Raw genomic sequence first — 25,763 nt, 5'->3', positions numbered from 1 at the left:
GCTTTATTCGGTACAGGGACGCCGGGTCGGCGCCGCGCCGAAATCGTCGAGGTCGAGATCCGTCCGCAGGCGCGGATCGGCCAAGTCGGTGCAGGTGCGATCCGCGACCGGCAGGACGAAGCGCAGGGCACCGCTGCGGGCCGGCGCGATCAGGCTGACCTCCACCCTGCGGTTCACCCGTGACAGGGGTGCGTCGGGATCCTTCGGCCGCGTGGGTCCCCATCCGTGGACGCGCAGGCGCTCCGGCGCGATCCCGTAGGTCTCGACGAGGTGCGCCTTCACGGCGCGGGCACGGGCCAGGGAGAGGCGGCGGTTGTAGGCGCGGCCGCCGGCGGCGTCGGTGTGACCGGCGATCAGGAAGCCGTGGCCCGCGAGAGGCTCGGCGCGCAGGGCCTCGCCGAGCGGCTCGAGCTGGATGCGCGCTTCGGGGGTCAGGCGGGCGCTGTCGTAGGCGAAGAACACGGTGAGATCGACCGACCGGGCGGGAACGACCCGCACCGCCGGGCCGCCGTCGTCGGGGCTGACCGCCAGCGGCCGCGCGGGCGCTCCCGGATTGCCGTCGGCGAACGGCGCGAGCGACCGGATGATCGCGGTGGCGCTCGGATTCGCGGCCCGCGCCTCCTCCGCCTCCGCCCGCTCGGCGGCCGGGTCCCGCGGCGGGGCCGCTTCGTCCGGCCGCGCTGCCCGGGCCCCCGGCACCTCGGTGAGCGGGTTCGCCCCGGCGGGCGCGATCAGCGCCAGGGCGTGGCCGACGGCGAGCAGCAGGCCTGAGCGGCCGAGGCGCGCCCGCGCGGCGCGCGGTAGATCGTGGGTCCGCATCGCTTCCCCTCTTCGTGTCCCGGGCCTTGCTGCGGCCCCTCTCTCCCCGTTCCTGGTCGACCCAGAGCGATTTTCGTCGCCCGCCGTCGCGATTCTCGCGACGGCGCTCAGCGTCCCCGCAGGATGGCGTTCATCCCGGCCGGATCGAGCGGTCCGTCGGTCGCCGGCTTGGGCTGCGGTGCCGGCACGGATGCGGGCGCGACCGGTCTGGCCCCCGGATCCGCGGCGGCGACCGGGCGCCCCTGGGCCGCCGCGATCCGCGCCAGGGTCGGGCTCCGGCCCAGGATCGCCGAGAGCCGGGTCGCGCTGTTGAAGCTCGTCGGATCCTTCGGGTCGAGGCCACCCTCCTTGTGGAGCGCGATGCCGGCCACGGAGGCGTCGAACATCAGCGACCCGGACGAGCCGCCGAGCGTGTCGCAGCGGTGGCGCAGGTCCGGGCCCTCCGCCTGGTCCTTCATGGCGAAGCAGCGGAAGCGGCTCATCACCTTCGGACGTCCGAGGGGATGGTGGATGACCAGCATCGAGCGGTTGGCCGTCACCGGCTCGCCCGAGAGCCGCGCAGCGCCGTAAGTCGCCGTCGGATTGCCCGCGACGCGGGCGAGGGCGAAGTCGAGGCGGGCGTCGAACTCGACGGGTTTCGGGTCGATCTCGAAGCGGCGGGAGCCTTTCCCGTCGAGGGTCAGGTAATCCATCAGGATCGACGCCTTGACCGGGCGCAGGTCGCCCGACTGCGGCAGGCAATGATGGTTGGTCAGCACGTAGTCGCCCGGCAGGAGCGTCCCCGTGCAGGAGGCCCCGACCTGCTGGCCGGTGCGGCCGTTCTGGAGCACGATGTCGACGCGGCCGATCGGCCGGGCGAGGGCTGCGAGGCCGTCCTTCGGGTCGAGCTCGCTGACCGGCTCGAAGGCGCCCTTGTTCTGGTCGACGTAGGCCGCCGCGTCGCCGGTCGTCTGGCGCAGGGGCAGCTGCGCCCGGCCGTAATCGGCGGGATCGAAGCCGACGCTCTGCGCCCGCACGGCGTCGCCGCGGCCGAGCACGATCAGCGCGCAGGCCGTTCCCAGCAGGAGAGGGCCTCTCCGGCGCATCGCGATCATCCTCTCCCTCCTCTCGGTGCGGGATCCGGGCCCGCGCTCGCGGGGCCGGTCGACAGCATTCGGGACACGCCGGACTCCCATCAGCGCGTCAGGGCGTGGACCAGGCGGCCGGCCGCCGCGCCGGTCCCGGCCTCCGGAACGGCCTGGACCGTGTAGACGAGGTTCTGCCGCGCGCCCTCGCGCAGGAAATAGCCGAGCGCGCCGTCCGCCAGCCGGACGGCGGGGAGGGCGGCATCGCGCAGTTCCGGTCCGACCTGCGCGCGCAGGCCCGGCTCCACACCGATGGCGAGCCCGCACAGGTCCGGCGTGAGCCGGCTCGCGGCCAGGTGGTCGCCCGATTCCGCCGGCACTGGGCGCCGCTCGGGCGGGTCGGCCCCGAAGGCCACGCGGCGGCAGGAGGATCCCGCCGGCGCGCGCAACTCGGAGACGTGGATCGGCGATGCGATCCGGACTTCGATCCTTGGGGGAGGGGTGGCAGGACCGGCCGGCGCGTCGGCGCGCGGGTCGCTGACGGGATCGGGCCGCGTGGCCCCGAGCGCGAGCACACCGGCGAGTCCGGCCGCCGCGACGGCGCCGGCCGGCAGCGCCAGACGGCGCCACCGCCGCGCCGGCGGCGTCTCGGCCCTCTCCGGATCCCGCAGCGCGGTCAATGCGGCCAAGGCTTCGGGCACGTTGTGCGACGGCAGGATCCGCACGGTTCGGCCCATGCCGCGGAAGACGGCCTCGGCCTGCGCGCGCTCCGGCCCGTCCGGCAGGAGGACGGCTAACGCGACGTCCGGAGCCTCGGCCATCATCGCGGCGGAGCGCTCGACCTTGTCGAGCAGCGCGTAGTCGCCGGGCAGCACCGTGAGGTCGAGATCGACCGCGCCGGTCGCCCAGAGGATGAGGTCGGCCTCCGCCGGTGCCGCGGCGAGCGGGTGACCGCCCTCGGCGAGGCCGTGCGCTAAACACACCGGAACCTCCCAGGAGCGTCCGGCGTCGAAGGAGCCCGATAGCCGCAGCTCGTGGGGCTCGGGCGTCCGACCCGCCCACCGGGCGAGCGGGCCGGCGGCCCCGCAGAGCCGGGCGTAATCGGCCGACCAGGGCAGCGGGCGATAATCGCCGTCCGCGAACGCGGCCGGGGCCGGAAGGCCCGGGCGCGGTCTGAGCCCGCGCAGCACCAGCGGTCCGCGGGTCGTGGGCACGACGACGAGGATGGCCGGACGCGTCATACGCGGGCCGGTCCCCCGGACCCGGATGGGCCGAGACTGGCCTGCCGGCTGCTCCGACGGCTCGTCAAAGCAGGAACACCGCGCAGGCCGGGTCGCGGAGCATGCGGCCCATGAGGGCCGCTTCCGGCACGGCCGGGTCGAGGGCGAGCACCGCCGCGCCCTCGATCGCCGGACCGAGGTCGAGCCGGACCGTCTCGTCGCCGAGCCACGCCTCGATCACACGCGGCATCTGCCCGGACTCGCCGCGCAGGACGAGGAGCGGCGGCGCGCCGTCCGCGGCCTCGAGGATCTCCAGCGCGAAGGCGCCAACCCGGCGCCGGAGGATCGCGCCGTCCGAGGCGGCCGCGGCGAGCGGCGCGTGGGCGAGCGCCAGGGCGCCGAGCATCGTCCGGTAGCGCCGGGCCGTCGCCGGGTCGCCGCGGATCGCCCGCACCGTCGCGAGGTCGACCGGTCCATCGGGCGCCCGCGTCGCGTGGGCCCAGAGGCCCGCGTGGTCCGGCCGGGCGGTCGCCGCCGCATCGCGCACGAGGGCGCGGGCCGCGTGGATCTCGGCGAGAAGCCGTGCCGCGTCGCTCACGCCGCGGCCTCCCCGGCATAGGCCGCCGCGAACGCGACCGCGAAGATGTCCCGATCCGCCGGGAACAGCGCGTCCAGCGGCCGGTGCCGGGCGAGGCCGTCGAGCGACCGTTCCAGGTTGGCCGTCGCCTCGGCGAGGCGCAGCAGCGCCGGTTCGGCGGCCGCGAATCCTGCCGTGAGGCCCTCATGGTCGTCGAATCCGGCGCGGCGCACCCGGCGCAGGTCCGCCTCGGCGGCCTCCAGCGCGGCCCGTACCGCCGCGGGCAGCGCGTCGCGATCGGCGATCCGGAGGGTCGCCGCGATGCGCAGCATCCGGCCGAGATGGGCCGCGAGCAGTCCCGCGCGCGTCCGGAGTTCGGCGTAGCTCTCGGCCTCCAGGCAGGTCGCCCGCTCGGCGATGGCGGCGCCGCCGCCGCCGCGGCGCAGGCGGTTGGCGATGCCCGATTGGACCCGGCCGAAGCTCACGGCCCGGAGCGTCGTCAGCGGGCGGGTGCGGTGGTAGGGCTCGAGGCGCAGGAAGTCGGCCAGATCCTCGCGCTCGGCGCCTGTGAGGATCTTCGGGCCCTCCGGCCAGTCCGCCAGGAGGGTTGCCAGCGCCGCGGCGGGTTCGGCGGTCTCGAGATCGCCCAGGGCCGCGTCCAGCCGCTCCTCCCAGCCCGCGTGGGCGTCGAGGGCGGCGGGCGCCGAGAGGGCGTCGAGGCCTTCGAGGAGGTGGCCGGCCGCCTCGAAGGTCACGAAGTGCTCCGCGACGGTGCGGAAGCCCGGCCGTTCGCCTGTCGCCATCTCGGCGCGCCAGAAATCGAGGATGTCGTCGTCCGCGACGGACCGGCGGCCGCCCAGGAAGGCCAGGAGTGCCCGGAAGCGCCGCTCCAGCGGCGCCAGCGGCAGGTGGGCGTTCCGGTAGGCGGCGAGATGCCGGGCCAAGCGTTTGGCCAGGATCGCGGCGCCCTCCGGATCAGGCGCGGAAGCGAGCTCGTCGAGCCAGCCCGCGACGGTCGCGAACTGTGCCAGGTCCTCGGCGGTGAGCACGAACTCGGCCAGCGCGAGGAGCCGCGCGAGCCCGGCCCAGCCGGTGGACCAGGCGGTGCCGAGCACGGGGCCGCGGTCGTCGACGGCCGGTCCGCCGCCGAAGCGCGCCGAGAGGGCGGCCGGTCGCGCGAGTCCCGGATCCAGGGCGAGGGTGATGAGATCGCGCCCGTCGCGGGTCCCCGCCGCCTCGGCCAGCGCCGCGAGGGCGTGGGCGAGGTCCCACAGGGGCTTGTCGCGGTTCGGGCGCACGGCCCCCGTGACCACGCGGGCGAGCCAGGCACGGTCGGCGCGGGAGAGATCGCGGCCGTCGCCGACATTGGCCAGGTCGGCCGCGCAGCGCTCGTCGTATCCGCCCGTCATGCGCCTCCCGGTCGCGGGCTGCCACGCAACCCATTGTGATCGTTCGATTCGCCTTATGGTTACCTCGCGACCGGCCATCCGTCGACCTCCGGCGGCCATCCGGGCGCCACCCGTCTGATCTGGGTGGCCCAGACGCGGTTCCGATCCCGTCGCGCTCCGCCTCAGCGCACCACGACGCGCGCGGTGGCCTCGGTGACCCCGGGCGTGGCCCGGATCCGGTCGAGGAGGTCCAGCACGTCCGGGGGCTGCAGGAGACGCGCCTCGCCGTCGGCGCCCGGCGCCGCCGCCAGCCACCGCGCGGCGAGCTCCGGCGGCAGGCCGCCGGGCACGCCGAAGCAGGCGAACAGATTCTCGAAGGGCTCCCCCGCCACGATCTCGTCGAGGCCGTAGCCCCGCGGATAGCGCCGCGAGTCTCCCGGCTTCAGGGCCAGCTGCGAGGCCGCGTTGTCGCGCACCGGCAGGGCGACGAAGGCGGTCTCGTCGGCCGCGACCACCCAGCAGTACAGGTTCTGCGCGACGCGGGACTCGATGCGCATCTCCAGGCGCTGACCGGCCGCGAACGGCGTGGCGGCCGCCGCCACCGAGAGGCGGCCGGCATCCGTGCGCGCCGTGGCGGCGAGGTGATCCAGGAACGGCCGCGGGACGGGATCGCAGCCGAGACCCTCCGTCGCGATGCGGCGTCGTCCCGTGGGAGCCAGGACGGCGCCGTCGCGCTGGAACTCGACCTCCATCCAGGATTGCCGGTCGTGGTCGGTGCGGAAGCGGCCGCGGGCGGTGACGGTGCCGGCGCAGGCGGTGCCGGGCGGCCGGCGGCGCACGTCGAGGCGCGCGCCGCGGATCACCCGGTTGGCCGAGCGGGCCTCCGCGTCGAGGGCGATGACGAGGCGGTCCGTGAGGGCGCCGGCGCAGGTGGAATGGCCGCCCTCCGCCACGAACGGGCAGACCTCGACGGCGCCGGCATTCGGTGCGGCCTGCGCGAAAGCCTTCACCGCACCGTCCATGACCGCGTCGACGTCGGCGACGCCGGCGCCGACATGGATCGGCACGACCAGAGGGTCGCTCGTCGCCTTGCAGGCGGCGCTCTGCGTCACGGCCTGGAGCCGGACGGAGGCGGTCTCGCCGGCCCGACGGGGCTCGACCAGGAACACGGCGGCGTCCCCCGCGAAGGCGGACCGGATCTGCGCCTCGGCCTCCGCGCCCGAGAGGCCCGTTGTGCCCTCGCGCAGAGCCTTGATCCGCACGACGTCGGCCGCCGCCGCCAGCCTGACCCGGCCGGTCGCCTGGAGCCGCGTCTCGACGGCGAGGCGCACCTCCTCGGACTGCTCGCGCGACAGGGCCGTCTGGCCGGGCTCGACGCCGACGACCGCGAGCGTCACGTCCGGCCGGCCGGTACAGGCCGCCACCGCGTCGAGGAACGGTGTCAGCGCCTGCGTCGCGGGGTCGGCGCGCGCCGCCGCCGGGGCGAGCAGCAGCGCGGCGAGGAGGAGGCGCCTCATTCGGTCTCGTTCGCCCGGGCGTACTGATCGAGGGCGCGGACGAAGACCGGATTGAACCGCCCGTCCAGGGCGCCGGTGTAGTAATCCGCGTCCTTGATCGCGCGCTGCACCGAGCGGATCGTCTCGGGCTTGAGCTTCTGGGCGGCGGTGTCGGTCGCCGAGACGGAGGCGGCGCCGAGTTCCCCGTGCTTCAGCGCGCGCAGGACCATGTCGGCCGAGCGCACGCCGGGGAAATACCGCCCGAAGCCGTTGTCGATCAGCGTCGCCATCGTGGCCATGGCCACCGGGTCGCCCCGGTCCGCCGCCTGCCGGAAGAGGTCGAAGCCCTGGCGCAGGTCCTTCGGGAAGCCGAAGGCGCCCGTGGCGTAGTGCGGCACGAGCTTGCTGATCGACGCGACGTCGCCCCCGGCCACGGCGCGGCGATACAGGGCGACCGCCTGCGCCTCGTCCTTCGGGATGCCGTTGCCGTACTCCAGCATCCGGGCGGCGTTGGCCAGCGCCACCACGTTCCCGCCTTCGCCCGCCTGCTGGTAGAGGCGGAACGCCTCGGCCTGCTGGCGCTTCACGCCCTGGCCGTTCTCGTAGAGGGCGGCGAGGTTGTTCAGCGCCGAGATGCTCCCGGCCTTGGCGGCGCGGTCGTAGGCGGCGAAGGCCTCCTTGTAGCGGTCGGCCCGGTCGTAGGCGCGGCCGAGCTGGTAGGAGAGCCGGCGCAGGTCCGGATAGGCGGCCGCGGCCCCGCGGCAGGCGTCGATGGCGGCCGCGGGCTCGATCCGGCCGAGCTTCACGCCCGCGACCCCGCTCGGACGGTCGGGATCGTCCGTGCCGGCGGCGAGCTCGTCGCAGCGCTTGACGCGCGGATCGGCGCTCGGATTCTTGCCGCCGAGATAGCCCTCGGCGAGGCTGCGATAGGCGCAGACCTCGCCGCAGGAATCGAGGTAGGCCTGATACTGCCGCTGGGTCCCGAACTTGGCCCAGTTCTCCTGGTCGATCACCGCCGCGTCCCGGCGCCGCCCGGCCAGGAGCCTGTCCATGGCCTGAGGCCGGTACAGGCAGGTCTCGCCGCAGGCGCCGATATAGGCCTCGAAGCCTTCCCGGGTCCCGAGCGCTTCGGCCCGCCGCCAGGCCGCCTCGTCCCGGATGGCCTCGACCCCCTTCGCGACGGCCGCCACCGGCAGCGAGGCCTTGAGGACGATCGGGGCCTCGTCGATCTCGGGTACCTGCTCCCGGCCCGACGCGCGGCGGGCGGCGTCCTCCACCTCGCGGCGGAGGTAGCGCTTCAGCTCCGTCCACTGGACGAGCCCGTCGCCGTCGCCCTGCTGGTCCCGGGCGTCGGCGAGGCCCGACACGCCCATCAGGAACCGGCTGGTCAGCAGGCCGAGCTTGTTCGCCTCGTCCCAGTTGGCCGGCGTCGCGCCCGATGTCGCCACCAGCCGGACGATGCCGCCCTCCGTCTTCGGCCGGGCGGGCGCGAAGCCGGGCGCGGACACCGCCAGCAGGCTCTCGCCCCTGCGCCCGGTCTCGCCGGTGAAGCAGGCATCGACCATCACGACGAGCTGGTGGTCGGCGCCGATCTTGCGCTTCACGAGCTCCAGGTTGCGGTACAGGGTCTCCAGCGCGTACCCGCTCTCGCCCTGGTTCGGGTTGCCGTCTTCCGGCAGCAGGAACGGCTGCTTGGTGGCGAGATCCGGTACCCCGTGGCCGGAATAGTAGACGAAGACGTTCGAGCGGCCCTCGCGCACGCTGCGCCAGAGGCGGCCGGATTGCGGATTCCGCTCGGTGCCGAAGACTTGGTTGAACTCGTTGAGCGTCGCATCCTTCAGCAGGAAGACGTTGCCGTCGCGGTAGCCGAGGCGCTCGATCAGGTAGGCGCGGATCGCCTCGGCATCGTTGTGGGCGTAGTCGACCGGAACGGTCTGCTTGTAGCTGCGGTTGCCGATCACCACCGCCACGGCGTCGCCATTGTCGGCGAAGGCTGCCGGATCGGGGGCGGCCGTGGCCGGCGCGACCGGGGCGAGGCAGGTCATCCCGAGCAGGATGAGCGCGGTGCGGGCGGCCCGCATCAGCGCGGAGACCGTGTTGGCTCTCGGCAAGCGCATCCTCCAGTCCGGGTCGCGGCCCGGATTCATCGTCCTCGGAGCGGGGCGCGCCCGGTCGGCACGCGCGACAGGGTTATCCGCTGGGGGATCGGGAAACAATCTCACGTGTCGGACGCAGCCGGCCAAGGCAGACTCCCCGACGGCGCGCGGATGACACCCGAGGTGGGAATGCTGGTGCGGGAAGCGGGCATCTCAGCCCCAGCCGAGATAGGCGACGATCAGGCTGAGGGCTGCGAGGTGCAGCGGCGAGAGAGCGGTCAGCATGGTCCGGCTCCTCACGGCAGATAGAGGCCGCGGCCGCAGCGGCGCGCGCGCCGCGCCTCGAAGTAGCCGGTGTAGCGGTTGTAGACCTCGACCGTGCGGTAGACGCAGTAGCGGCCGGAGTTGCGGCCGTTGTAGTAGACGCCGCCGTTGTCGAGATCGACGCCGAGGAATTCCTGGTTCCCGCGCTGCGGCGCCGCCTCCTGGGCGAGGGCGGGACCCGCGGCGCAGACAAGGCTGGCGGCGAGCACGAGGATCTTGGTCTTGGTCACGTCAGTTCTCCCTGATCGGGCGGCGGGTCGGCCGCCTCGAAAGGAGCATGGGCCGGCCAGACGCGGTTTCGCGCGGCCGGCTCAGTCACCTGCGAGGATTTTCTCGCGACGGGCGCGCCGAGACCGGCATCGGTCGTCCGGCGATCGCCGGAGCCGGCGGCAATTGCCCGTGCCGAACGGGCAGCGGGGAGGGCGACGAACGGCCATCATTCGCCGCAATTCGAGCCGGCTTACTGAACCGGTAACAATATTTCTGACGTTTCGTTGACCTGGGATCCGATCGGGATCAATCCAATATGGATCGTCCCGCAAAATACTGCTGGGCGGACGGCGGTTCTTGTTAACAGCTTCTCACCGACCGGGACTCATGATCGTGAACGTCATCATCATGACGGCGCTGCCGGGCGCGAATGCGGCCGTGGCGCGAGCTGCGGTCCGGGATCATGGACCGGGGCGTCTGACGATCTGACGGGCTTTCGCCGGCAACTTCCCGGCCTCGCCCCACCGCGCCGGCGCGATCGCGCGCGGGCTGCAGAGCTCTTCTCGGCACCGACGCGGTTCCCGCGCGGTGTCGACGCGGCAACGAGATCTCCCCCCCGGGCCGACATGCGTCAGGCGTTTCAGTATCCTCCTCGGGCAGCCCGCCCATCCGTCCGCCGGCGGGGGCGTCACACCCGAGTGGCTTCCGCTCTCGTCCGCGTCGGGGTCGCGGGCGCTTGGTCGCTCGGCTTGGCCCTGTCGGCCCGAGCGGACGATGGGCCGAGCTACGCGGAGGACCGACGCGGCATCTTCCTGCCCTTCCTCAACGCCCCGCAACCCGGTGACGCCATCACCGGATCGCCGCGTCTCGGACTCGCGTTCGGTGGCGCGGCTCGTCCGGTGCTCGTGGATACGGGCTCGACCGGCATCGTGGTTTCGGCCAGCCGCATTCCGGGCAACGAGGCGCTGCCGAGCGAGCCAGGGCGCCTGACCTACTCGAGTTCCGGCCGGATCATGGTCGGACGCTGGGTGCGCGTGCCGGTGACCGTCGTCGGCCGCGACGGTCAGAGCGTGGTGACGCAACCCATCCGGGTTCTCGCCGTCGACCGGATCGACTGCACCGCGCGCGCCCGGAGCTGCACGCCCCAGGAGGCGCCGGCCCACGTGGCGATGATGGGGATCGGGTTCGGCCGCGAGGACGACAGCCAGACCCAGAGCACGCCGGACACCAACCCGCTGCTCAACGCGGACCCGCCCGGACCCGGCGGGGTGCACCGCGGCTACGTGCTGACCCGGCGGGGCGTGCATGTCGGCCTGACGCGCGCCAACACGCGCGGCCGCTACCGCTTCGTGAAGCTCGATCCGCACCCGCACGTGCCGGGAGACTGGCTCGGCGTTCCCGCCTGCATCACCGTCGACGGCCGTGAACCCGCCGCCTGCGGCCGGGCGCTGCTCGACACCGGCGTCACCGGCATGTTCCTGACGCTGCCGCCCGCGCAGGTCGCCGACAGCCTCCGGACCAATGCGGTCGATCACGCCGCCCTCCGACCCGGCACACGCCTGAGCTTCCGGTTCGGCGACGCGGCCGGCTACGCGATCACGGTCGGCGACCGCGCCGCGCCGCTCGCGCCCGAGCGCATCATCCTCAACACGGCGTGCCCGCAGCCCTTCGTCAATACGGGACTGCACGTCCTGAACGGCTTCGACGTCCTCTACGACGCTGACCGGGGCTATTACGGCTTCCGGGCTCGCGACACGCACGCGGCGTCGGACGATCCATGATCGGCGGCTCGGTCGCCGTGTCGTCCGCTCTTTCCAGCCTCGAGTTCGCCATGCTGCGCAGCGCTCTCCTCGCCGCCCTGCTCCTCGGCCCGACCGCGGGTCTCGCCGCGGAGGTCGATTGCAGCACGTCCGCGAACCAGATGGACGCCAACATCTGCGCGGGACAGGAATTCGATCGGGTCGATGCCGAGCTGAACCGACGCTACGCGACCCTGCGCGGCAAGCTCGACGAGAACGGCCGACGCAATCTGGTCGCCGCCGAGCGCGCCTGGATCGCCTTCCGCGACCTCGAGTGCAACCTGCGGACCGGGTTCAACACGCTGACGCCCGACGAGAACGGCACCATCGCGCCCATGCTCATGGGCCAGTGCAAGACCGCGTTGACGCGGCGGCGGATCCAGGACCTCGCGGCCCAGATCAAGTGCCCGGGCGGCGACCTGTCCTGTCCGCCGTGACCGTCCCTCATCGCCTCCCTCCGCCACCTCCCTGAGCGAGATCCCATGATCATCGTCACGACCGAGAACATTCCGAACTATCGCGTGCGCGAGGTGCGGGGCCCGTGCTTCGGCGCCGTGGTCCACAGCCGCGGTGCCGTGGGCAATTTCACCGCGGGGCTGCGCAGCCTCATGGGCGGCGAGATCAACGAGTACAGTCAGTTGATCGAGCAGGCCCGGTCTCAGGCGATCGACCGCATGGCGCAGAACGCGGCGCAACTCGGCGCCAACGCCATCGTCATGATGCGCTTCGATACGGCGGACACCGATCAGTCGATGATGGGCGTCGTCGCCTACGGCACCGCCGTGATCGTCGAGGCAGGCTGAGGCCGCAGCCCCGGGGCCGCCCCGGGCAGTATTCCGCTCCGACCTGTCGTCACCAACCGCGCGCAGGATCGCCCTCTGCCGGGTCGATGCGAAGCGCGCGAACCGGATCCGATCGCCATGAACCGCATATGTCTACGCCTGCCGCGGGCCTCGGCTCCCGTCCTCGCTGCGCTGCTCGCCTGCTTCGCGGCGTCGACGAGTGCCAGAGCCGAGCAGCCCTCGGCCAAACTGTGCCTGACCGAGACCTCGACGCCGAGCACCACGGATTGCATGAACCGCGCGTTTCAGGAAGCGGATGCGAAGCTCAACGCGGCCTACAAGAAGGCGCTGTCGGTGATCGATCACGATGACCGCACGCAGGATCCCGGCGCCAAGGCGCTGTGGAAGACGCAACTGGAGAAGGCGCAGCGTGCCTGGATCGCCTTCCGGGACGCGGATTGCGGCGACCTGACGTACAGCGAGTGGGCCAACGGGAGCGGCGCGAACCCGGCGGTTCCCGCATGCCTCTACGACAAGACCGTCCAGAGAACCGCCGACCTTCTCAGCCGCTACCCCCTTCATTGAGGTGCGGTGTGGGATCCGCAGGGGCTCATCATGCCCCTGTACCCGCGATCTCTCGCCGCGGGCGTCCCCGAGGCGCGAGAGTTCGGCGATCACCTGCCGATGCGCCACCCTGGCTTCGCTGATCGGCCGCGGTCTGCGCACCGCGGTCGTCGGAACACGGACCGATCCGGCCTGCTGCGTCGGGCGCCGGAACTCAGTCCGCTTCGATCGGACCGGGCGGTCGCGGCGCCGGCGGCTCGGCCGGGGGATCTCCGTCGGGCGGCGCGGGCTAAGGCAGCGGATCGTCGATGGGGGGCAGCGGGTCGTCCCCGGGACGCGGCGTATCCGATGGCATGGCGTGCTGTCCTGTCCGATGCTTCCGGTCGTCGCGGACGTAACGCGCGTCGGTCCGGTCGGATGCAGCCTCGTCAGCCGAAGGTCAGCGCCGACCGTTCCCGCAGCGCCTTGCGCAGGGCCCGGCTGAGGTCGGCGACCGAGTAGGGCTTGTGCAGCAGCTCGAAGCCGTGCGTGCCTTCCGAGGCCAGCACGTGGCTGTAGCCGGAGGTCAGCACGACGGGCAGGTAGGGACGGCGGCGCCTGATCTCCCGCGCCAGATCGACGCCGTTCATGCCCGGCATCACCACGTCTGAGAAGACCACCTCGATCTCGTGACTGTTCACCTCGAGCGTGGCGAGGGCCGCCTGCGCGTCTTTCACCCAGACGGCTCGGTAGCCGAGTTCCATCAGAGCCTGCCTCGCGAAGGCGCCGACCTCCGCGTTGTCCTCCACCACGAGGACGGGCGTGCCGTGGCCCTCGGCCAGCGGCTCCGGTTCGTCAGGCGCGCTATCCTGGACCTCCGCCTGATGGGACCGCGGCAGGAACAGCGTGAAGGTGGTCCCGACGTCCACGACGCTGTCGACCGCGACGTCGCCGCCCGACTGCTTGGCGAAGCCGAACACTTGGCTGAGACCGAGCCCGGTGCCGTGTCCGACGCCCTTCGTCGTGAAGAAGGGCTCGAAGATGCGCTCGAGCAGGTCCGCCTCGATGCCCGAGCCGGTGTCCGAGACCGACACGGCCACGAAGTCTCCCGGCACGGCCGGATGCGCCCGCAGCGCCGGGATGCGGTCCGCGCGCCGCACCTTGATCAGCAGGCGGCCCTCGCCCTGCATGGCGTCGCGGGCGTTCACCACGAGGTTGACGAGGGCCGTGTCGAACTGGCTCGGGTCGGCATCGACGTGGCAGCGCAGCCTGCGGCCGCCCGCGTCCGTGCCGGCATCCGTGTCGGTCGCGACCTCGATGCGCGCCCCGGTCAGCGTGCCGACCATGTCGGCGATGGCGGCCACCGACTGGACGACGTCGAACACCGCCGGCCGAAGCGCCTGCCGGCGGGCGAAGGCCAGCAACTGGCTGGTCAGCTTGGCGGCGCGGTCGACCGTGTCGGAGATGGCGTCGACGTAGCGCCCCCGGCGGTCCTCGCTCAGGCCCGGCCGCTTCAGCAGGTCGGTCGACGACTTGATGACGGTCAGCAGGTTGTTGAAGTCGTGCGCCACGCCGCCGGTCAATTGCCCGACCGCCTCCATCTTCTGCGACTGGCGCAGCTGCTCCTCGAGGGTCCGGCGCTCCGTCACGTCGCGCCCGGTCGCGTGGAACCGGTCCCCCCGCGCGATGGCGTTCCAGGAGATCCAGCGGTACGTGCCGTCGGCGGTCCTGAAACGGACGTCCAGGTCGGACAGCGTGTGGCCGGTCCGCAGCGTCTCGAACGCGCGGTCCGCGGTCTCGCCGTCGTCCGGATGGATCAGGGTGTCGATGCGGATGCCGACCAGGCTGCCGGCGGGCCAGCCGAGAAGCTCCGTCCAGGCTGGGTTAACAGCCTGGCAGGTTCCGTCGAGGGCGCAGACGACGAGGAGGTCGCGGCTCGTCCTCCACACCAGATCGTGCTCGATCCGCCGGTCCGGGTTCCGGGCCTCCCGCCGCTCCTCGTCCACCTGCCTGAGCGCCGGATCCTCGAGGAGGATCGCGACGCGGCTCTGCGTCCCGGCGCCGATCCGCATCGCGCGCACCTCGAGGACGGGCCCGGTCCGCGACATGGCGCCCGTGAATCGGGCGCTGCGCCCGGATCGCGCCACCTCGCCGAGGGTGTCGAGCCAGCGGCGCGCCCGGTCCGGCCCGATCTCGCTCAACCAGCGACCCTCCGCGGCGGCGAGGCCCGACCGGCGCTCGAAGGCGGCGTTGGTCTCGACGAGGCGGCAATCTCCGGTCCTGCCATCCGCTTCGAAGCGCGGCTCGACGAGGCAGATGCCGACCTCGTCGTCCGCCAGCGGCCCCGCCAGCGAGGAAGCCCCGGCGGCGGCCTGCGCCTCACGCTGCCGGAAGCGCGTGAGGTCGAGCTGGCTGCCGAAGAAGAACAGCAATTCGCCGTGCGGACCGAAGACGGGGCTGATGTAGAGCTCGTTGACGAAGGTGCTGCCGTCGCGCCAGTAGTTCAGCAGCTCCACCACCACGTCGCGCCGCGCGGCGACGGCGGCGCGGATGCGGGCGATATCGGACGGGTCGGTCTCCGGCCCCTGGAGGAAGCGGCAATTGCGCCCGATCAGCTCCTCCGCCGTGTAGCCGGAGAGTTCCAGGAAGGCGCGGTTGGCGAAGACGATGGGGTTGTCCGGCAGGTTCGGGTCGGTGACGATCATCGCCATCCGGGTCTTGTCGGCGGCGGTGAACAGGAGGTCGGACCGGGCGGTGCCGACACCGGCCAGGCTGGTGATCGGGGCGGTCGGGAACTCTGCCGCGCGCAGGCGCGCGTTCTCCTCCACCAGCGCGCGCTCGCGCCGACGCAGCCGCTCGACCTCCCCCCGAAGATCTTCGATGCTCATGGCCCGGTCTTATCCGGAGCCGCTGCCGGGTCCAACGTCTACCGGCACACGGATGCGAGACGGGGGTGTGACCTCTGATCCCGACAGGAGCGTCCGTCGTCGCGAGGCGTCCGGACTTCGCGACCTAAGGAGCGGCGGGACCGCCGGCTCCTGCCCTCCTCGATGACGGGCCGTGCCGCCACCGCAATCCCGGCGCGGGGATAGGAACGCCGCTTGGCCGCAGAGGCCTGTCTCATGAAACCGGCCGAATTCGGATCTGGCGCCCCGCGAACGCGAGCGGCCGGGGCGCTGCCCCGGCCGCTGCGTCGCGGACCGGACCGCTCTTACCGCAGGAGCTGGAGGACGCCCTGCTGGGCTGAGTTGGCCAGCGACAGGGCCGAGATGCCCATCGACTGGCGGGTCGACAGCGCCTGCGAGTTCGCCGCTTCCTGGTTCAGGTCGGCGTTGGTCAGGTTGGCCGAGCCCGTCTGCAGCACGTTGATCAGCTGCTTGGAGAAGTCCTGGCGGTTCTGGACCACCGACAGGTTCGAGCCCAGCGTGCTCGCCGCGGAGTTCAGGTTCGCGCCCGCGGTGGTCAGGGTGGCGAGCGTCTTGTTGACGTCCGCATTCAAGAGGAAGTTGCCGAGGCCGTTCTGGCTGGACGAGCTGTTCGAGTTGGTGATCGAGGTCAGCCCGAGGCCGTTCGACGTGGCGTCGACCGAGGCGACGTTGAGGTTGGAGCTGCCGGTGTCGTTGAACTTGATGTTCATGTCATTGCCCTTGCCGGCAATGAGGTTGACGCCGTTGTAGCTGGCGTCGCTGGCGAGCTGCGTGATCTGGTTGAGCAGGTTGTTGTACTGGTTCGCCAGCGAGGCGCGCTGCGTCACGCCCGAGATCGACAGGTCGCTGGAGACGACGGTGCTGGCGGCGGTGCCGTAGGTGGAGGCGGTGGTGCCCGACGCGGTGAAGCCGAGCGCCGTCTGGCTGCCGGAGTTCTGGAATTCGACGTCGGCCTGGGCGTTCAGGACGATCTTGGTACCGGTGCTGTCGGCCGAGAAGATCGCGCCGGCACCGAAGGCGCCGCTCGACGAGGTCGAGGCCGAGCTGACCGCCGCGTTGAGGGCGGCCACCGTCGCGCTGATGCTCGAGGAGGCGGCGACCGTGGCGGAGACCGAGCTGCCGTTGATGGTCAGCAGGACCGTCTGGGAGGCGGTGCTGGCGCTGTAGGCGTTGGCGGCGGTGCCGGTGGTGGAGAGCTGGGTCGAGAGCGCCTGGTTGGCGATCGACTTGGCCTGATCCACGAGCTTCTGGATCGAGGTGATGCCCTGGTTGGCGGCCTGGATCGACTGGATGCCGTTGGAGATGCCGTCGAGGAGCGTGTTCAGGCTCGAGGAGCGACCGTCGAGGGCCTGGGAGGTGAAGAAGTTGGTCGGGTTGTCGAGGGCGGAGTTGACCGTCTTGCCGGTGGCGAGGCGGTTCTGCGTGGTCGCCATCAGCTGGGCGGTGTCCTGCAGCGAGAGCAGGTTCTGGCGCGTCGCGGCCGACAGGGTGATGGAGGACATGGATCGCTATCTTTCCAACCGGAGCAACCCGATTCTCGGGGATGCCTAAGAATACCGGTTAGGGTTAAGTCTGAATTAACTGCGCGAGTATTCTCGCCGAATCGGTAGCGTTACCGCGAAATGTACGGCCGTCGCGCGCGAGCTTGTCCCGCGCGGCATCGGTCACGCACGCGCGGGCCGGGATGCCAACGGAGACTTGCGTAGGCGCGATCCGCCCGCCGCCGCACGGGACACATGGTCGATCCAGTCGCTGCGTCGCGCCGTGCGGCGCGAGCTCAGTCGAGGGCGTAGCCGAGCAAACCTTCGGACGTGTGTCCCTCACAGTCCGGTGCGGTCGACACGAAATGATCGCGGCCGCCGGCGATGCAGCGGTAGATCGGGTGGCTGCCCGGCCTGCGCGCCTCGTAGACGTAGCCGGTCTGCCCGAGGGGTGTCTGTCCCTCGCATCTCGGGTCCCGGCTGAGGAAGTGGTCCTGCCCCGCCGCGCAGCTCATCAGCATCGCGGTCCCGGGCGCCGGGATCGTCAACGCGGTGCCGACGCTGCGCTCGATCGTGTAGCCCGGACCGATATAGCCGGTCGTCACCCAGTGCCCGCCGGGCCCGAAGGCGCGCTGCAGCGGGAGGCGGTCGGCGCCGCTCGGCCGCCGCGCCTCGGCGATCCGCCACGTGCCGGGGTAGGGGTCGCCGCCCGAGAAGAACACCGTGACGTCCGGCAGGAACGGCGTGAGGTATCCGGTTCCGTCGCGCTGGAAGCCGGGGCTGTGGTTCAGGTAGAAGCCGGTGACGTCGGAATTCAGGTATCCCAGGGGCCTCCAAGCCGCCGGTGCCCCGCTCAGCACGGCCTTCAGGGGCATCTTGAAAAGCCCCATCTGGTAGGTTTCCCGGTCGGGATTGCGCCCCGGATCCTTGCAGGCCACCTGCTGGCACACGCGACCCGGCAGCCCGGTGATGACGTAGACCTCGCCGGCCCTGGGATCGTAGGCGAAATCCGAGTTCGGGTTGATGGTCGCGCCGTCGGCCGTGACGTTGGGAACGCGCGCCGGTGCCCCGAAATGCACGCCGTCGGCCGTGTGCCGCACGTAGAGGTCCCCGAAGCCGCGCACGCCCTGCGGCCCTGTGAGATCCGTCGTGAAGACGAACAGCCCCGACCGCCCGTCCGAGAAGGTCGCCGGCTGGCCGGTGCCGTAATTGCCCTGCGCGACCACGGGATTGATCGGCTTGATGACCGGCTCCGGATAGTCGACCCACGTCACCTTGTCGTTCGAGAAGGCGAGGCCCGTCTGGTTGTTGTTTCCGGGCAGATTGTCGGCCCCTGAGTAGTACATTGCGTAGGTGTAGGTCTGTCCGTTCGCCGGGTTGATGAAGCGCCCTCGGATCACGCTGGGATCACAGACGTACTGCCGGTTCCAGGAGCCGGGAGTCGGCTGGAACACGATCCGCGCCGGCGAGAAGCCGGTCTGCGGCGTGTAGGAGCGGTGGAAGATGACGTCGGTCTTGCCCTGGCCGCACCACCAGATGTCGGTCGTCCCGTTCTCGGTGATGACGCTCGGCGCGTAGTTGTAGCCGGCCGGATTGGCCTCGTTGACGAACAGCGGTTGCGCCTCCGGCCCCTTCCAGCCGGCCTCGCCCGTGACCGGCGCGGCGAGCGCCGCCACCAGCATCCCGACGAGAGCGCCCTTCGGCGCAACGAAGCCCGGCACTACGCTCACACCCATTCCTCGCTCCGCCCCCGCCACCGAGACACCGCGGCACCCCGGCGGAGGCTGACGACGCGAATGTGGCCGTCTGATATCCGGCGCCCCGGTCCGCCGGATGGTGTCCGGACCCTTCACGAGCGCTGGCGCGAGCGCGGCCCGTCGATTGCGGACCGGGTCACGCGCCCTGCGCGGGCGGGGCGGCGCGGCGGCAGATCGGCCTCAGGGCGCGGTCGAGCAGCGATTGCCGGCCGAGAATCATCTCGAAGAAATCGTACTCGCCCGGCCTGAAATTGGCTTTCAGGAACTGGAAGTGCATGTGGAAGGGCTTGAGGCGCAGGCGCTTGTAGTCGTCCTCCGGGATCCTGTCCTTGACCCCGGCGGAGCGAATGAGCGGGTTGCAGGCGAGGAACGCCGGTCTCCCGAATCCGAGATCGAAGATCGGGTTAAAACCGTAGCAGTTGAGCCAGTCCTGGGGCGCCTGGTAGTCGCACCAGACGATGCGGTCGCTGAAGACGAGCGACGCGATGTCCCGGCGCAACGCGCGGGCCTCGTGCTGGAGCGCGACGAAGGGCAGGCCCGAGCCCAGCGTGACCAGGGACAGTCGCGGATGCGCTCGCTCGTCGGTCCCGAGGCGCGCGAGGACCTGCGCGGCCACCTCGACCGCCATGGCGGCGCCCAGGGAATGCCCGACGATCATGACCTCGTCGGGCGCGTCCGCGGGGTTCGCGCGCCAGTGCGCCAGTTCGGCCAGGACACGGTCCCGGAAGACCGCGATCCGGTCCACGTAATCCGGTCGCCGGCCGGTCGCATGCTGCCAGAAGAAGATGCGAATGCTCAGGATGTGCCAGAAGAACAGGCGCCCCAGCACCTTCTTGGCGCCGTACAGGAGCGCGATCGCGGCGGCGGCGAGAAGCAGCACCACGCAGACCGTTTCCGTCACCCCCGACGGGCCGACGGCGGCGAAGATCGCGGTGCCGAGCGCGAGCAGCAGCGCCGGGGCCACGAAGGCGACGAAGAACGGGAAGGCGCTCAGCAGGGTGTAGGGCCATCCGAACCGGGACGTCTTGAAGAACAATCCCTGCGCGAGCCCCGACACGACGCTCCGGGCCAGCAGCGCCAACTTGCGCGACGCGGGACGGGCGAGATCCGAATGGACGATGTCGCTCCAGATCAGGGTCTCGCAGCGGACGGCCGCGCCATCCCCGTCGGCCGGCGCGTCGACCGTCCAGCTCCGGCTCAGACCGTCGGGATCGGTCCGGATCTCCGAGACCGCGCGCGGCATCGCCCCGAACCGCGCCGTGTGACGGTGGAGTTCCCGCTTGAAGAAAGCGGGGAAGCGGATGCCGCTGCGCGCGTCGAATCCGTGGATGAAAAAGACGTGTCGCCGCGCCACCGGCGCCGGATGAAGGTCTCTCAGCTTGAAAGGCGTGAACGATAAGTAGCCGCGGACCATGTGATTGAACAAGGACGAGAGCACGAGGCGGATTCGTGGCGGTCGACGGCGCCGGCAGGGGCGGCTCAATTGCACGATCGCCGAGGGGTCGACAACAGCGCACCGGCGAAATCGGTTCCGCCGCCGGCCAGCATTCACGATCCGTCGGGCGTGACGGCCTCTGTCACCCGGCAACACCGCCGGCGTCAAAAAGCGGCGCCGCGCTCGGGAAGGACTGGACTTGGGAAAACTGAGCCTCCTACGGTGCGGGACGCGGGGGCGGTGTTCAAGATTCGTATGGGTTTTTCCGAGGCCGTGAGGGCGCTTCGCAGCGGCGCCCTCCGACGTCACAAGATCGGCCACGTCCAGGCCGTCCTCGACGCTGCGCCGAGCGGCTGCATCGTTCTCGCCGGTGATTCGCACGCGTTTCACATGCCGCGACCGGTCGTTTCGCGTCCCGTCCTGAATGTCGGTCTCGCGGATGCCACGGTAGGCTCCTGTCGCCGCGCCCTCGACCTGCTGAGCGCGCCCTTGCCGGCCTTCCTCGCGATCCTGATCATCGGGACCAACGACATCCGCTCGCCGTCGGCGCTCACGAAGTCGGCGACCGACGACTTCGTCAGCCAGGCGAGCCGCATCGTCGATCGCTTCCAGACCTGGACCCTCGACACGCTGGTCTCGGCTCTGCCGCCCACGCCGGTGTCGAAGGCTTCCGAGCGCGACCCCGCGGCGGTCGAGGTGTATTCGGATCTCCTCCGCGACGTGTGCGTGAGCCGGGGCGTCTCGTTCTTCGACCCGTTCGTGCCGCTGCGCGGGACCCGGTTCGGGCTGGCCGAGGATCAGGCCTTCATCGACGGGATGCATCTGCGCGATTACGGGGCTGTCGCCGCGCGCATCACCGGCCACATCCGCGATCGATATGGGCTCGAGCGCTACCTGCAGAGTCCACTCCCGGGTTTCGATGAAGAGTACTACAGGAGCTGGTACGCCGACACGTGCCGGTACCCCGAAGGACTGGCGCGACACTACCTCGATGTCGGCTGGCGCGAGGGCCGTGATCCGAGCGGGCATTTCAGCACCGACGGGTATCTCGACGCGAACCCGGATGTCCGCGTGGCGGGCGTCAACCCGCTGGTCCACTTCCTGGAGGTCGGCTTCGCCCAGGGGCGGACCGGCTGGCAGAAGTCGCACGCGCATCCGACGCGCTATCGCGGCAGCGACCCGGACACCTGACGGCGCCCCTCCGGCCGCGCGCACGCCATCGTGACCTGCGCCGTCGCAAAGCTGACGCAGGTCGGTGTACGCATGCGATCATGCGCTTCCTCCTCGCGGTCCCTCTCCTCGTCCTCGTCAGCACCGGAGCTTCGGCCGGAGAGCCGCTCCTCGACGGACCCGTCGTCGCCGGCGGATTCGGGATGGGCGGGTCCGACTATTACGGTGATGTCCGCAGCCGGATGCCGTTCACCGGCGAGGCTCCGCCGCGGCCGGTCGGGATGGCCGACATCGTGCGCGTCCGGGCAGCCCGCGGGCGCGCCGCTACCGCCTCCCGCCGGCAGGCGCCCCATCGACCGGCGCATCGCGGCTGAGTTCCTCCGGGCTCCGCCGATCCGGAGCGGCCCGACGGTGGGGACACGGTCCCGACGACGGGGCCGTCGCCGGAGCGGCTCGGTCCGGGCGGGACCTCAGTGCCGGTATCGCTCGGCCAGGGCCATGAGGGCCTGGGCGAGCTCGGTGAGGTTGGCGGAGGCCGCCTCGACCTGCCGCGTGCCGGCCGCCGTCTGCTGGCTGGCCTGGCGGATGTTCTGCAGCGCCCCCATCACCTGCTCGATGCCCAGCTGCTGCTGGTTGGTCGAGGCCACGATCTGCTGGAACGTCTGCACGTTCTCCTCCACCCGCGCGGTGATCTCCTCGATCGTGCGCTGCGTCGTGTCCGAGCGCGTCTTGCCGGCCGCCGCGCGCTTGACCGCCTCCTCGGTCAGCATCACCGACGTGTTGATGCCCCGCTGGATCTCGCCCAGGATCCCCCGCACCTGACCGGTCGCCGCCTTCGCCTGGTCGGCCAGGAGCTTCATCTCCGAGGCCACCACCGCGAAGCTGCGCCCGCTCTCCCCGGCCGCGGCCGCCTCGATGGCGGCGTTGAGCGCCAGCAGGTGCGTGCGCTCCGAGATGTCGTTGACCGTCTCGATGATGTCGCCGATCGTCTGGGTCTTCTCCGACAGGCTGACGATGTTGCCGGCCACCGCCTCCGCCTGCTCGCGGATCGCGTCCATGGCCTTGGCGGTGTCGGAGACCGCGCGCAGGCCCTGGCGCGAGGTCTGGGCGGTCGCCTGCGCGGTGGCGATCACCTCGGTGGCGCGCTTGGAGATCTGCGCGCCCGAGTGGGTGATCTCGTCCACCGTGGCGGCGGTCTCCTGCACGGCCGCGAACTGCTGCTCGACCGAGGCCGCCTGCTCCTGCGCCGAGGCGCGGATCTCGGCCGCGGCCGCGTTCAGGTCCGCCGTCGCCGCCCGGTTCGTCCGCGCCAGGTCCGACAGACCCGCGACCATCGTGTTCAGCGTCGTACTCAGACGGCCGACTTCGCCCCCGGCGCGGACATCGAGCTTGCTCGACAGGTCACCCTCGCCGACCCGTCCCACGAAGCCCATCACCCCCACCAGCGGCCGGACGACGAGGCGGTTGATGGCGACTCCGATGCCCAGGCAGATCAGCAGCGTGATCAGCGTTCCGCCCCAGAGGGCGAGGCCCTCGTTGCGCTCGCCCCGGGCGACGCGCTCGGCCAGCCCGGCCCGCACCGCCCCTTCGAGGCCCTCGATGGCCGCGAGCTTCTCGCGGAAGGTATCGAACAGCCGCTTGCCTTGACCGTCCGCCTCGATGTGGACAGCCTCGTCCCGCGTCGCCGGATCGGCCGCGATCCGGACGGCGACTTCGCCGACCTCGGTCTGCCAGCTGCGGGCCGCCGCCACGGCGTCGGCCAGGAGGCGCGTCCGCTCGGGATCCTGGCCGATCAGGCTCCTGAGCCGGTCGATCGCCTCGTCGAGCGTCTGACGGCCCGTGCGGTAAGGCTCCAGGCTGCCGTCGCGGCCCGTGATCAGGTAGCCGCGCAGTCCGGTCTCCTGATTGAGCATGGCCGCGCGGAAGCCGTCGAGGGCGCGGATCAGCTGGTTGGACCGGCTCCGGGCATCGGTCGCGTCGCGCAGCTGATCGGCCGTGATCAGGACCGCGCCGCTTGTCAGGACCGACACCACGGCGATGACACCGATCGCACCGCCCAAGATGCGGTTGAGTCCGAGCGTTTGCGGCATGGTCTGCTTCATCCTGCTCGGCCCTGCGGACGCCTCTGTCCGGGCCGCGACCGGTACACGCTCGCCTCTTAGCGCCGCCGACCGGCCGACGCGAGCCGCTTCCTCGCGCCTCGCCCCGATATTTACGAGTTGTAAACCTACAAGCGACTTGTACTTGTGCAAGCGAGCGATCGTGTATGCATCTAAACAGCCATAGCCCCAGTTTTCGATCGTAAAGCTTTTTCGGAAGGCGTTTGCGTCCCGCGAGATGTTGATTTCTTTCCTGATCGATACCGATCGCAAGGCGGATCCACTCGACGCGAACCTTCGCGCGCGCGCCCGCGTCGAGCAGCTCGACGTCGCGCTGCGCCTGGTTCCCTTCACGATTCTTGTGAGTCTCAGCGTCGTACAGGTCATCGTCTACCTGTTCTGGAACCCGGCCAATCGCGCCTACCTCGCCGGTCTCGAGGCGCTCGTCCTGCCGCTGGCGGTGGTCTCGCTCCAGCAGTGCTGGCGCTGGCGCTCCCGCCCCAAGCCCCTCCAGGTGCCGTCCTCGTTCGTCCAGGGGGTCGTGCTGGCCGCGCAGGCCTACGGGCTTCTCCTGGCCTCCATCCCGGTCATGCTCTTCGCCGGCGCCGACGCGCACGGGCGGCTCCTGATCGCCTCCAGCATCGCGGGCCTGATCGCGACCGGCATGAGCGCGGCGGTGCTGCCCCGGGTCGCCATCGGCTATTCCGGCCTGATCATCCTCGGCTCGTTCATCGCCCTCGCGACGACCGGGGAGCCCTTCTACATCTACGTCGCGGTGCTGCTGTTCTTCTACGCGATCTTCATCTGCTTCACGATCCTGCATCTCAGCCGGCTCCTGACGATGCGGGTCATCGCGCAGATCGAGCTGGAACGGCAGCAGGAGTTCACCCACCTCCTGCTCAACGAGTTCGAGGAAAGCGCCAGCGACTGGCTGTGGGAGACGGATGCCGACCTGCGCCTCCAGCACGTCTCCCCGCGCCTGATCGAGGTCGCGGGCTCGTCCGAGCGCCAGCTGATGGGCCTGCCGCTGGAGCGGCTGCTGCTGCCGCCCGTCGCGCCGCCCAGGAGCCACTCGAGCACCACGCTCTGGGGCTGCATCGCCGAGCGGCGCGCCTTCCGGAACCTGCACCTGCAGCTCGATATCGCCGGCGAGCGGCGGACGTGGTGCCTCAGCGGCAAGCCGACCTTCAACCGGGCCGGCGCCTTCTCGGGCTACCGCGGCGTCGGCTCGGACGTGACCGAGAAGCGGCGCTCGGAGGAGCGCCTGTCGTATCTCGCCCTGCACGATTCCCTCACCGATCTGCCCAACCGGGTCCTGTTCCATCAGCTCCAGGAATCGGCGCGGGAACGGCTCGCGCAGGGCGACCGGTTCGCCGTGCTGGCCCTCGACCTCGACGAGTTCAAGAGCGTCAACGACACGTTCGGCCACGCGGCCGGCGACAAGCTCCTGAAATCGGTCGCCGAGCGGCTCCGGAGCTTCGAGGCCTCCGATGTCCAGCTCGCCCGCCTCGCCGGCGACGAGTTCGCGGTCCTCGCGACCGGGCGGAGCGCCCGGGACCTGCGCGCCATCGAGGCGCTCGCGAACGGGATCGTCGAGGCGCTCGCGTCGCCGTTCACCATCGACGGCATCCGGCTGACCGTCAGCGTCAGCATCGGGATCGCGATCGCCCCGCAGGACGGCTGCCAGGAGATCCTGCGCCGCGCCGATCTCGCCCTCTACCGCATGAAGAGCGAGGGCCGGAACGGCTACCGCTTCTACGAGGCCGAGATGGACGAGCGGATCGAGGCGCGGAGGGCGCTGACGGCCGACCTGCGGGGTGCGCTCGATCGGGACGAGTTCGTCCTCTACTTCCAGCCGATCGTGGCGGCCAAGGAATGCCGCGTCCGCGGCTTCGAGGCGCTCATCCGGTGGAAGCACCCGGCGCGCGGCTTCGTCTCACCCGGCGAGTTCATCCCCCTCGCGGAGGAGACCGGGGTGATCATCCCGCTGGGCGAGTGGATCCTGCGGGAGGCTTGCCAGATCGCGGCCGGCTGGCCGGGGGATGTCCGCATCGCCGTCAACCTGTCCCCGCGCCAGTTCCGGCACTCGGACCTGACCCAGCTCGTCCGGTCCGCCCTGCGCGCGAGCGGGCTGGCCGCCGTGCGCCTGGAGCTCGAGGTGACCGAGTCGGTGTTCCTGGAGGCCACGCCGGCGATCAACGCCACGCTCTCGAAGCTGCGCGAGATGGGCGTGCGGCTGTCGCTCGACGATTTCGGAACCGGCTATTCGAGCTTGAGCTACCTGCGCCGCATCGCCTTCGACAAGATCAAGATCGACCAGAGCTTCGTCCGGGACCTGCCGCAGGAGCGCGGCGCGGCGGCGATCGTGAACGCCATCATCGACATGGCGACGAGCCTCGACATGACGATCACCGCGGAGGGCGTCGAGACGGACGCGCAGCGCGCCTGCCTGCTCGAGCAGGGCTGCCACGAGTTCCAGGGCTACCTGTTCAGCAAGCCGCTGCCGGCCGAGCAGGCCGCGGCGCTGGCGCGGAGCCGTCAGCTCCTCCCCACGGCTGTCCGGGCGGCGTGAGACG

The 25,763-nt window shown here is 71.4% G+C and carries 20 protein-coding genes; 7 read left to right on the top strand and 13 right to left on the bottom strand.

Annotation, left to right across the window (positions count from 1 at the left end):
- Positions 1–3 precede the first annotated feature (3 nt).
- The 8 genes from LOK46_RS16350 to LOK46_RS16315 all read right to left on the bottom strand — a co-directional run bounded on the left by LOK46_RS16350 (position 4) and on the right by LOK46_RS16315 (position 9,214).
- Positions 4–819, bottom strand: a complete 816-nt coding sequence (locus tag LOK46_RS16350; RefSeq protein WP_273558814.1) for an OmpA family protein — start codon at positions 817–819, stop codon at positions 4–6.
- A 107-nt stretch (positions 820–926) separates the two neighbouring features.
- Positions 927–1,913, bottom strand: a complete 987-nt coding sequence (locus tag LOK46_RS16345) for a trypsin-like serine peptidase (RefSeq protein ID WP_273558813.1) — start codon at positions 1,911–1,913, stop codon at positions 927–929.
- Between the two features lie 80 nt (positions 1,914–1,993).
- The gene (locus tag LOK46_RS16340) at positions 1,994–3,124 is read right to left on the bottom strand and encodes a hypothetical protein (RefSeq protein ID WP_273558811.1); all 1,131 of its coding nucleotides are present in this window, start codon (positions 3,122–3,124) and stop codon (positions 1,994–1,996) included.
- A 64-nt stretch (positions 3,125–3,188) separates the two neighbouring features.
- Positions 3,189–3,701 carry a hypothetical protein gene (locus tag LOK46_RS16335; RefSeq protein WP_273558809.1) on the bottom strand — a complete coding sequence of 171 codons (513 nt, stop codon included), beginning with the start codon at positions 3,699–3,701 and terminating at the stop codon, positions 3,189–3,191.
- Positions 3,698–5,089 carry a hypothetical protein gene (locus LOK46_RS16330; RefSeq protein WP_273558807.1) on the bottom strand — a complete coding sequence of 464 codons (1,392 nt, stop codon included), beginning with the start codon at positions 5,087–5,089 and terminating at the stop codon, positions 3,698–3,700. The genes LOK46_RS16335 and LOK46_RS16330 overlap by 4 nt, the downstream gene beginning before the upstream one ends.
- A gap of 161 nt (positions 5,090–5,250) precedes the next feature.
- Entirely contained in the window at positions 5,251–6,585 is a 1,335-nt protein-coding gene (locus tag LOK46_RS16325; protein ID WP_273558805.1) for a hypothetical protein, read from the bottom strand.
- Entirely contained in the window at positions 6,582–8,681 is a 2,100-nt protein-coding gene (locus tag LOK46_RS16320; RefSeq protein ID WP_273558803.1) for a caspase family protein, read from the bottom strand. Before LOK46_RS16320 ends, LOK46_RS16325 begins: the two co-directional genes overlap by 4 nt.
- 275 nt (positions 8,682–8,956) lie before the next feature.
- Entirely contained in the window at positions 8,957–9,214 is a 258-nt protein-coding gene (locus LOK46_RS16315; RefSeq protein WP_273558801.1) for a hypothetical protein, read from the bottom strand.
- 678 nt (positions 9,215–9,892) lie between these two features.
- Here LOK46_RS16315 and LOK46_RS16310 point away from each other — a divergent pair.
- The 4 genes from LOK46_RS16310 to LOK46_RS16295 all read left to right on the top strand — a co-directional run bounded on the left by LOK46_RS16310 (position 9,893) and on the right by LOK46_RS16295 (position 12,360).
- Complete coding sequence (locus tag LOK46_RS16310) at positions 9,893–10,975, top strand: hypothetical protein (RefSeq protein WP_273558799.1); 1,083 nt, start codon at positions 9,893–9,895, stop codon at positions 10,973–10,975.
- Between the two features lie 50 nt (positions 10,976–11,025).
- Entirely contained in the window at positions 11,026–11,430 is a 405-nt protein-coding gene (locus tag LOK46_RS16305; RefSeq protein WP_273558797.1) for a lysozyme inhibitor LprI family protein, read from the top strand.
- A gap of 45 nt (positions 11,431–11,475) precedes the next feature.
- Positions 11,476–11,796, top strand: a complete 321-nt coding sequence (locus tag LOK46_RS16300; RefSeq protein ID WP_273558795.1) for a YbjQ family protein — start codon at positions 11,476–11,478, stop codon at positions 11,794–11,796.
- Positions 11,797–11,913: 117 nt separating this feature from the next.
- Complete coding sequence (locus tag LOK46_RS16295; RefSeq protein ID WP_273558793.1) at positions 11,914–12,360, top strand: lysozyme inhibitor LprI family protein; 447 nt, start codon at positions 11,914–11,916, stop codon at positions 12,358–12,360.
- Between the two features lie 407 nt (positions 12,361–12,767).
- On the opposite strand, the gene LOK46_RS16290 is transcribed toward LOK46_RS16295, so the two are convergent.
- From LOK46_RS16290 to LOK46_RS16275, 4 genes are all read right to left on the bottom strand, one after another.
- Entirely contained in the window at positions 12,768–15,206 is a 2,439-nt protein-coding gene (locus LOK46_RS16290) for a PAS domain S-box protein (protein WP_273558791.1), read from the bottom strand.
- 323 nt (positions 15,207–15,529) lie between these two features.
- A complete protein-coding gene (locus tag LOK46_RS16285) occupies positions 15,530–16,747 on the bottom strand; it encodes a flagellin N-terminal helical domain-containing protein (protein WP_273558790.1) in 1,218 nt (405 codons plus the stop codon).
- A gap of 275 nt (positions 16,748–17,022) precedes the next feature.
- Complete coding sequence (locus LOK46_RS16280; RefSeq protein ID WP_273558788.1) at positions 17,023–18,462, bottom strand: hypothetical protein; 1,440 nt, start codon at positions 18,460–18,462, stop codon at positions 17,023–17,025.
- Positions 18,463–18,619: 157 nt separating this feature from the next.
- Complete coding sequence (locus tag LOK46_RS16275) at positions 18,620–20,299, bottom strand: lipase family protein (protein ID WP_273558786.1); 1,680 nt, start codon at positions 20,297–20,299, stop codon at positions 18,620–18,622.
- Between the two features lie 9 nt (positions 20,300–20,308).
- On the opposite strand from LOK46_RS16275, the gene LOK46_RS16270 reads away from it, so the two are divergent.
- Both LOK46_RS16270 and LOK46_RS16265 read left to right on the top strand, forming a co-directional pair.
- On the top strand, positions 20,309–21,109 hold the full coding sequence (locus LOK46_RS16270) for an SGNH/GDSL hydrolase family protein (RefSeq protein ID WP_273558784.1): 801 nt from the start codon (positions 20,309–20,311) through the stop codon (positions 21,107–21,109).
- 80 nt (positions 21,110–21,189) lie between these two features.
- Positions 21,190–21,462 carry a hypothetical protein gene (locus LOK46_RS16265; protein ID WP_273558782.1) on the top strand — a complete coding sequence of 91 codons (273 nt, stop codon included), beginning with the start codon at positions 21,190–21,192 and terminating at the stop codon, positions 21,460–21,462.
- Between the two features lie 96 nt (positions 21,463–21,558).
- Here the strand turns inward: LOK46_RS16265 and LOK46_RS16260 are convergent, their stop codons facing one another.
- A complete protein-coding gene (locus tag LOK46_RS16260; RefSeq protein WP_273558781.1) occupies positions 21,559–23,178 on the bottom strand; it encodes a methyl-accepting chemotaxis protein in 1,620 nt (539 codons plus the stop codon).
- A gap of 247 nt (positions 23,179–23,425) precedes the next feature.
- Here LOK46_RS16260 and LOK46_RS16255 point away from each other — a divergent pair, with 247 nt between their 5' ends.
- Positions 23,426–25,759, top strand: coding sequence for a putative bifunctional diguanylate cyclase/phosphodiesterase (locus LOK46_RS16255; protein WP_273558779.1), 2,334 nt, complete (start codon positions 23,426–23,428; stop codon positions 25,757–25,759).
- Positions 25,760–25,763 lie beyond the last annotated feature (4 nt).

It is taken from the genome of Methylobacterium sp. NMS14P, assembly GCF_028583545.1.
Lineage (GTDB): Bacteria > Pseudomonadota > Alphaproteobacteria > Rhizobiales > Beijerinckiaceae > Methylobacterium.
Note: the sequence above shows the minus strand (reverse complement) of the source record. Positions and strands in the feature narration are given on the sequence as shown.

Bases quoted from the DNA above. Each gene is read 5' to 3' on its own strand.
- LOK46_RS16350 (WP_273558814.1), bottom strand. From the start codon at position 819: ATGCGGACCCACGATCTACCGCGCGCCGCGCGGGCGCGCCTCGGCCGC.
- LOK46_RS16345 (WP_273558813.1), bottom strand. From the start codon at position 1,913: ATGATCGCGATGCGCCGGAGAGGCCCTCTCCTGCTGGGAACGGCCTGC.
- LOK46_RS16340 (WP_273558811.1), bottom strand. From the start codon at position 3,124: ATGACGCGTCCGGCCATCCTCGTCGTCGTGCCCACGACCCGCGGACCG.
- LOK46_RS16330 (WP_273558807.1), bottom strand. From the start codon at position 5,089: ATGACGGGCGGATACGACGAGCGCTGCGCGGCCGACCTGGCCAATGTC.
- LOK46_RS16325 (WP_273558805.1), bottom strand. From the start codon at position 6,585: ATGAGGCGCCTCCTCCTCGCCGCGCTGCTGCTCGCCCCGGCGGCGGCG.
- LOK46_RS16320 (WP_273558803.1), bottom strand. From the start codon at position 8,681: ATGCGCTTGCCGAGAGCCAACACGGTCTCCGCGCTGATGCGGGCCGCC.
- LOK46_RS16305 (WP_273558797.1), top strand. From the start codon at position 11,026: ATGCTGCGCAGCGCTCTCCTCGCCGCCCTGCTCCTCGGCCCGACCGCG.
- LOK46_RS16300 (WP_273558795.1), top strand. From the start codon at position 11,476: ATGATCATCGTCACGACCGAGAACATTCCGAACTATCGCGTGCGCGAG.
- LOK46_RS16295 (WP_273558793.1), top strand. From the start codon at position 11,914: ATGAACCGCATATGTCTACGCCTGCCGCGGGCCTCGGCTCCCGTCCTC.
- LOK46_RS16290 (WP_273558791.1), bottom strand. From the start codon at position 15,206: ATGAGCATCGAAGATCTTCGGGGGGAGGTCGAGCGGCTGCGTCGGCGC.
- LOK46_RS16285 (WP_273558790.1), bottom strand. From the start codon at position 16,747: ATGTCCTCCATCACCCTGTCGGCCGCGACGCGCCAGAACCTGCTCTCG.
- LOK46_RS16280 (WP_273558788.1), bottom strand. From the start codon at position 18,462: ATGGGTGTGAGCGTAGTGCCGGGCTTCGTTGCGCCGAAGGGCGCTCTC.
- LOK46_RS16270 (WP_273558784.1), top strand. From the start codon at position 20,309: ATGCCGCGACCGGTCGTTTCGCGTCCCGTCCTGAATGTCGGTCTCGCG.
- LOK46_RS16265 (WP_273558782.1), top strand. From the start codon at position 21,190: ATGCGCTTCCTCCTCGCGGTCCCTCTCCTCGTCCTCGTCAGCACCGGA.
- LOK46_RS16260 (WP_273558781.1), bottom strand. From the start codon at position 23,178: ATGCCGCAAACGCTCGGACTCAACCGCATCTTGGGCGGTGCGATCGGT.
- LOK46_RS16255 (WP_273558779.1), top strand. From the start codon at position 23,426: ATGTTGATTTCTTTCCTGATCGATACCGATCGCAAGGCGGATCCACTC.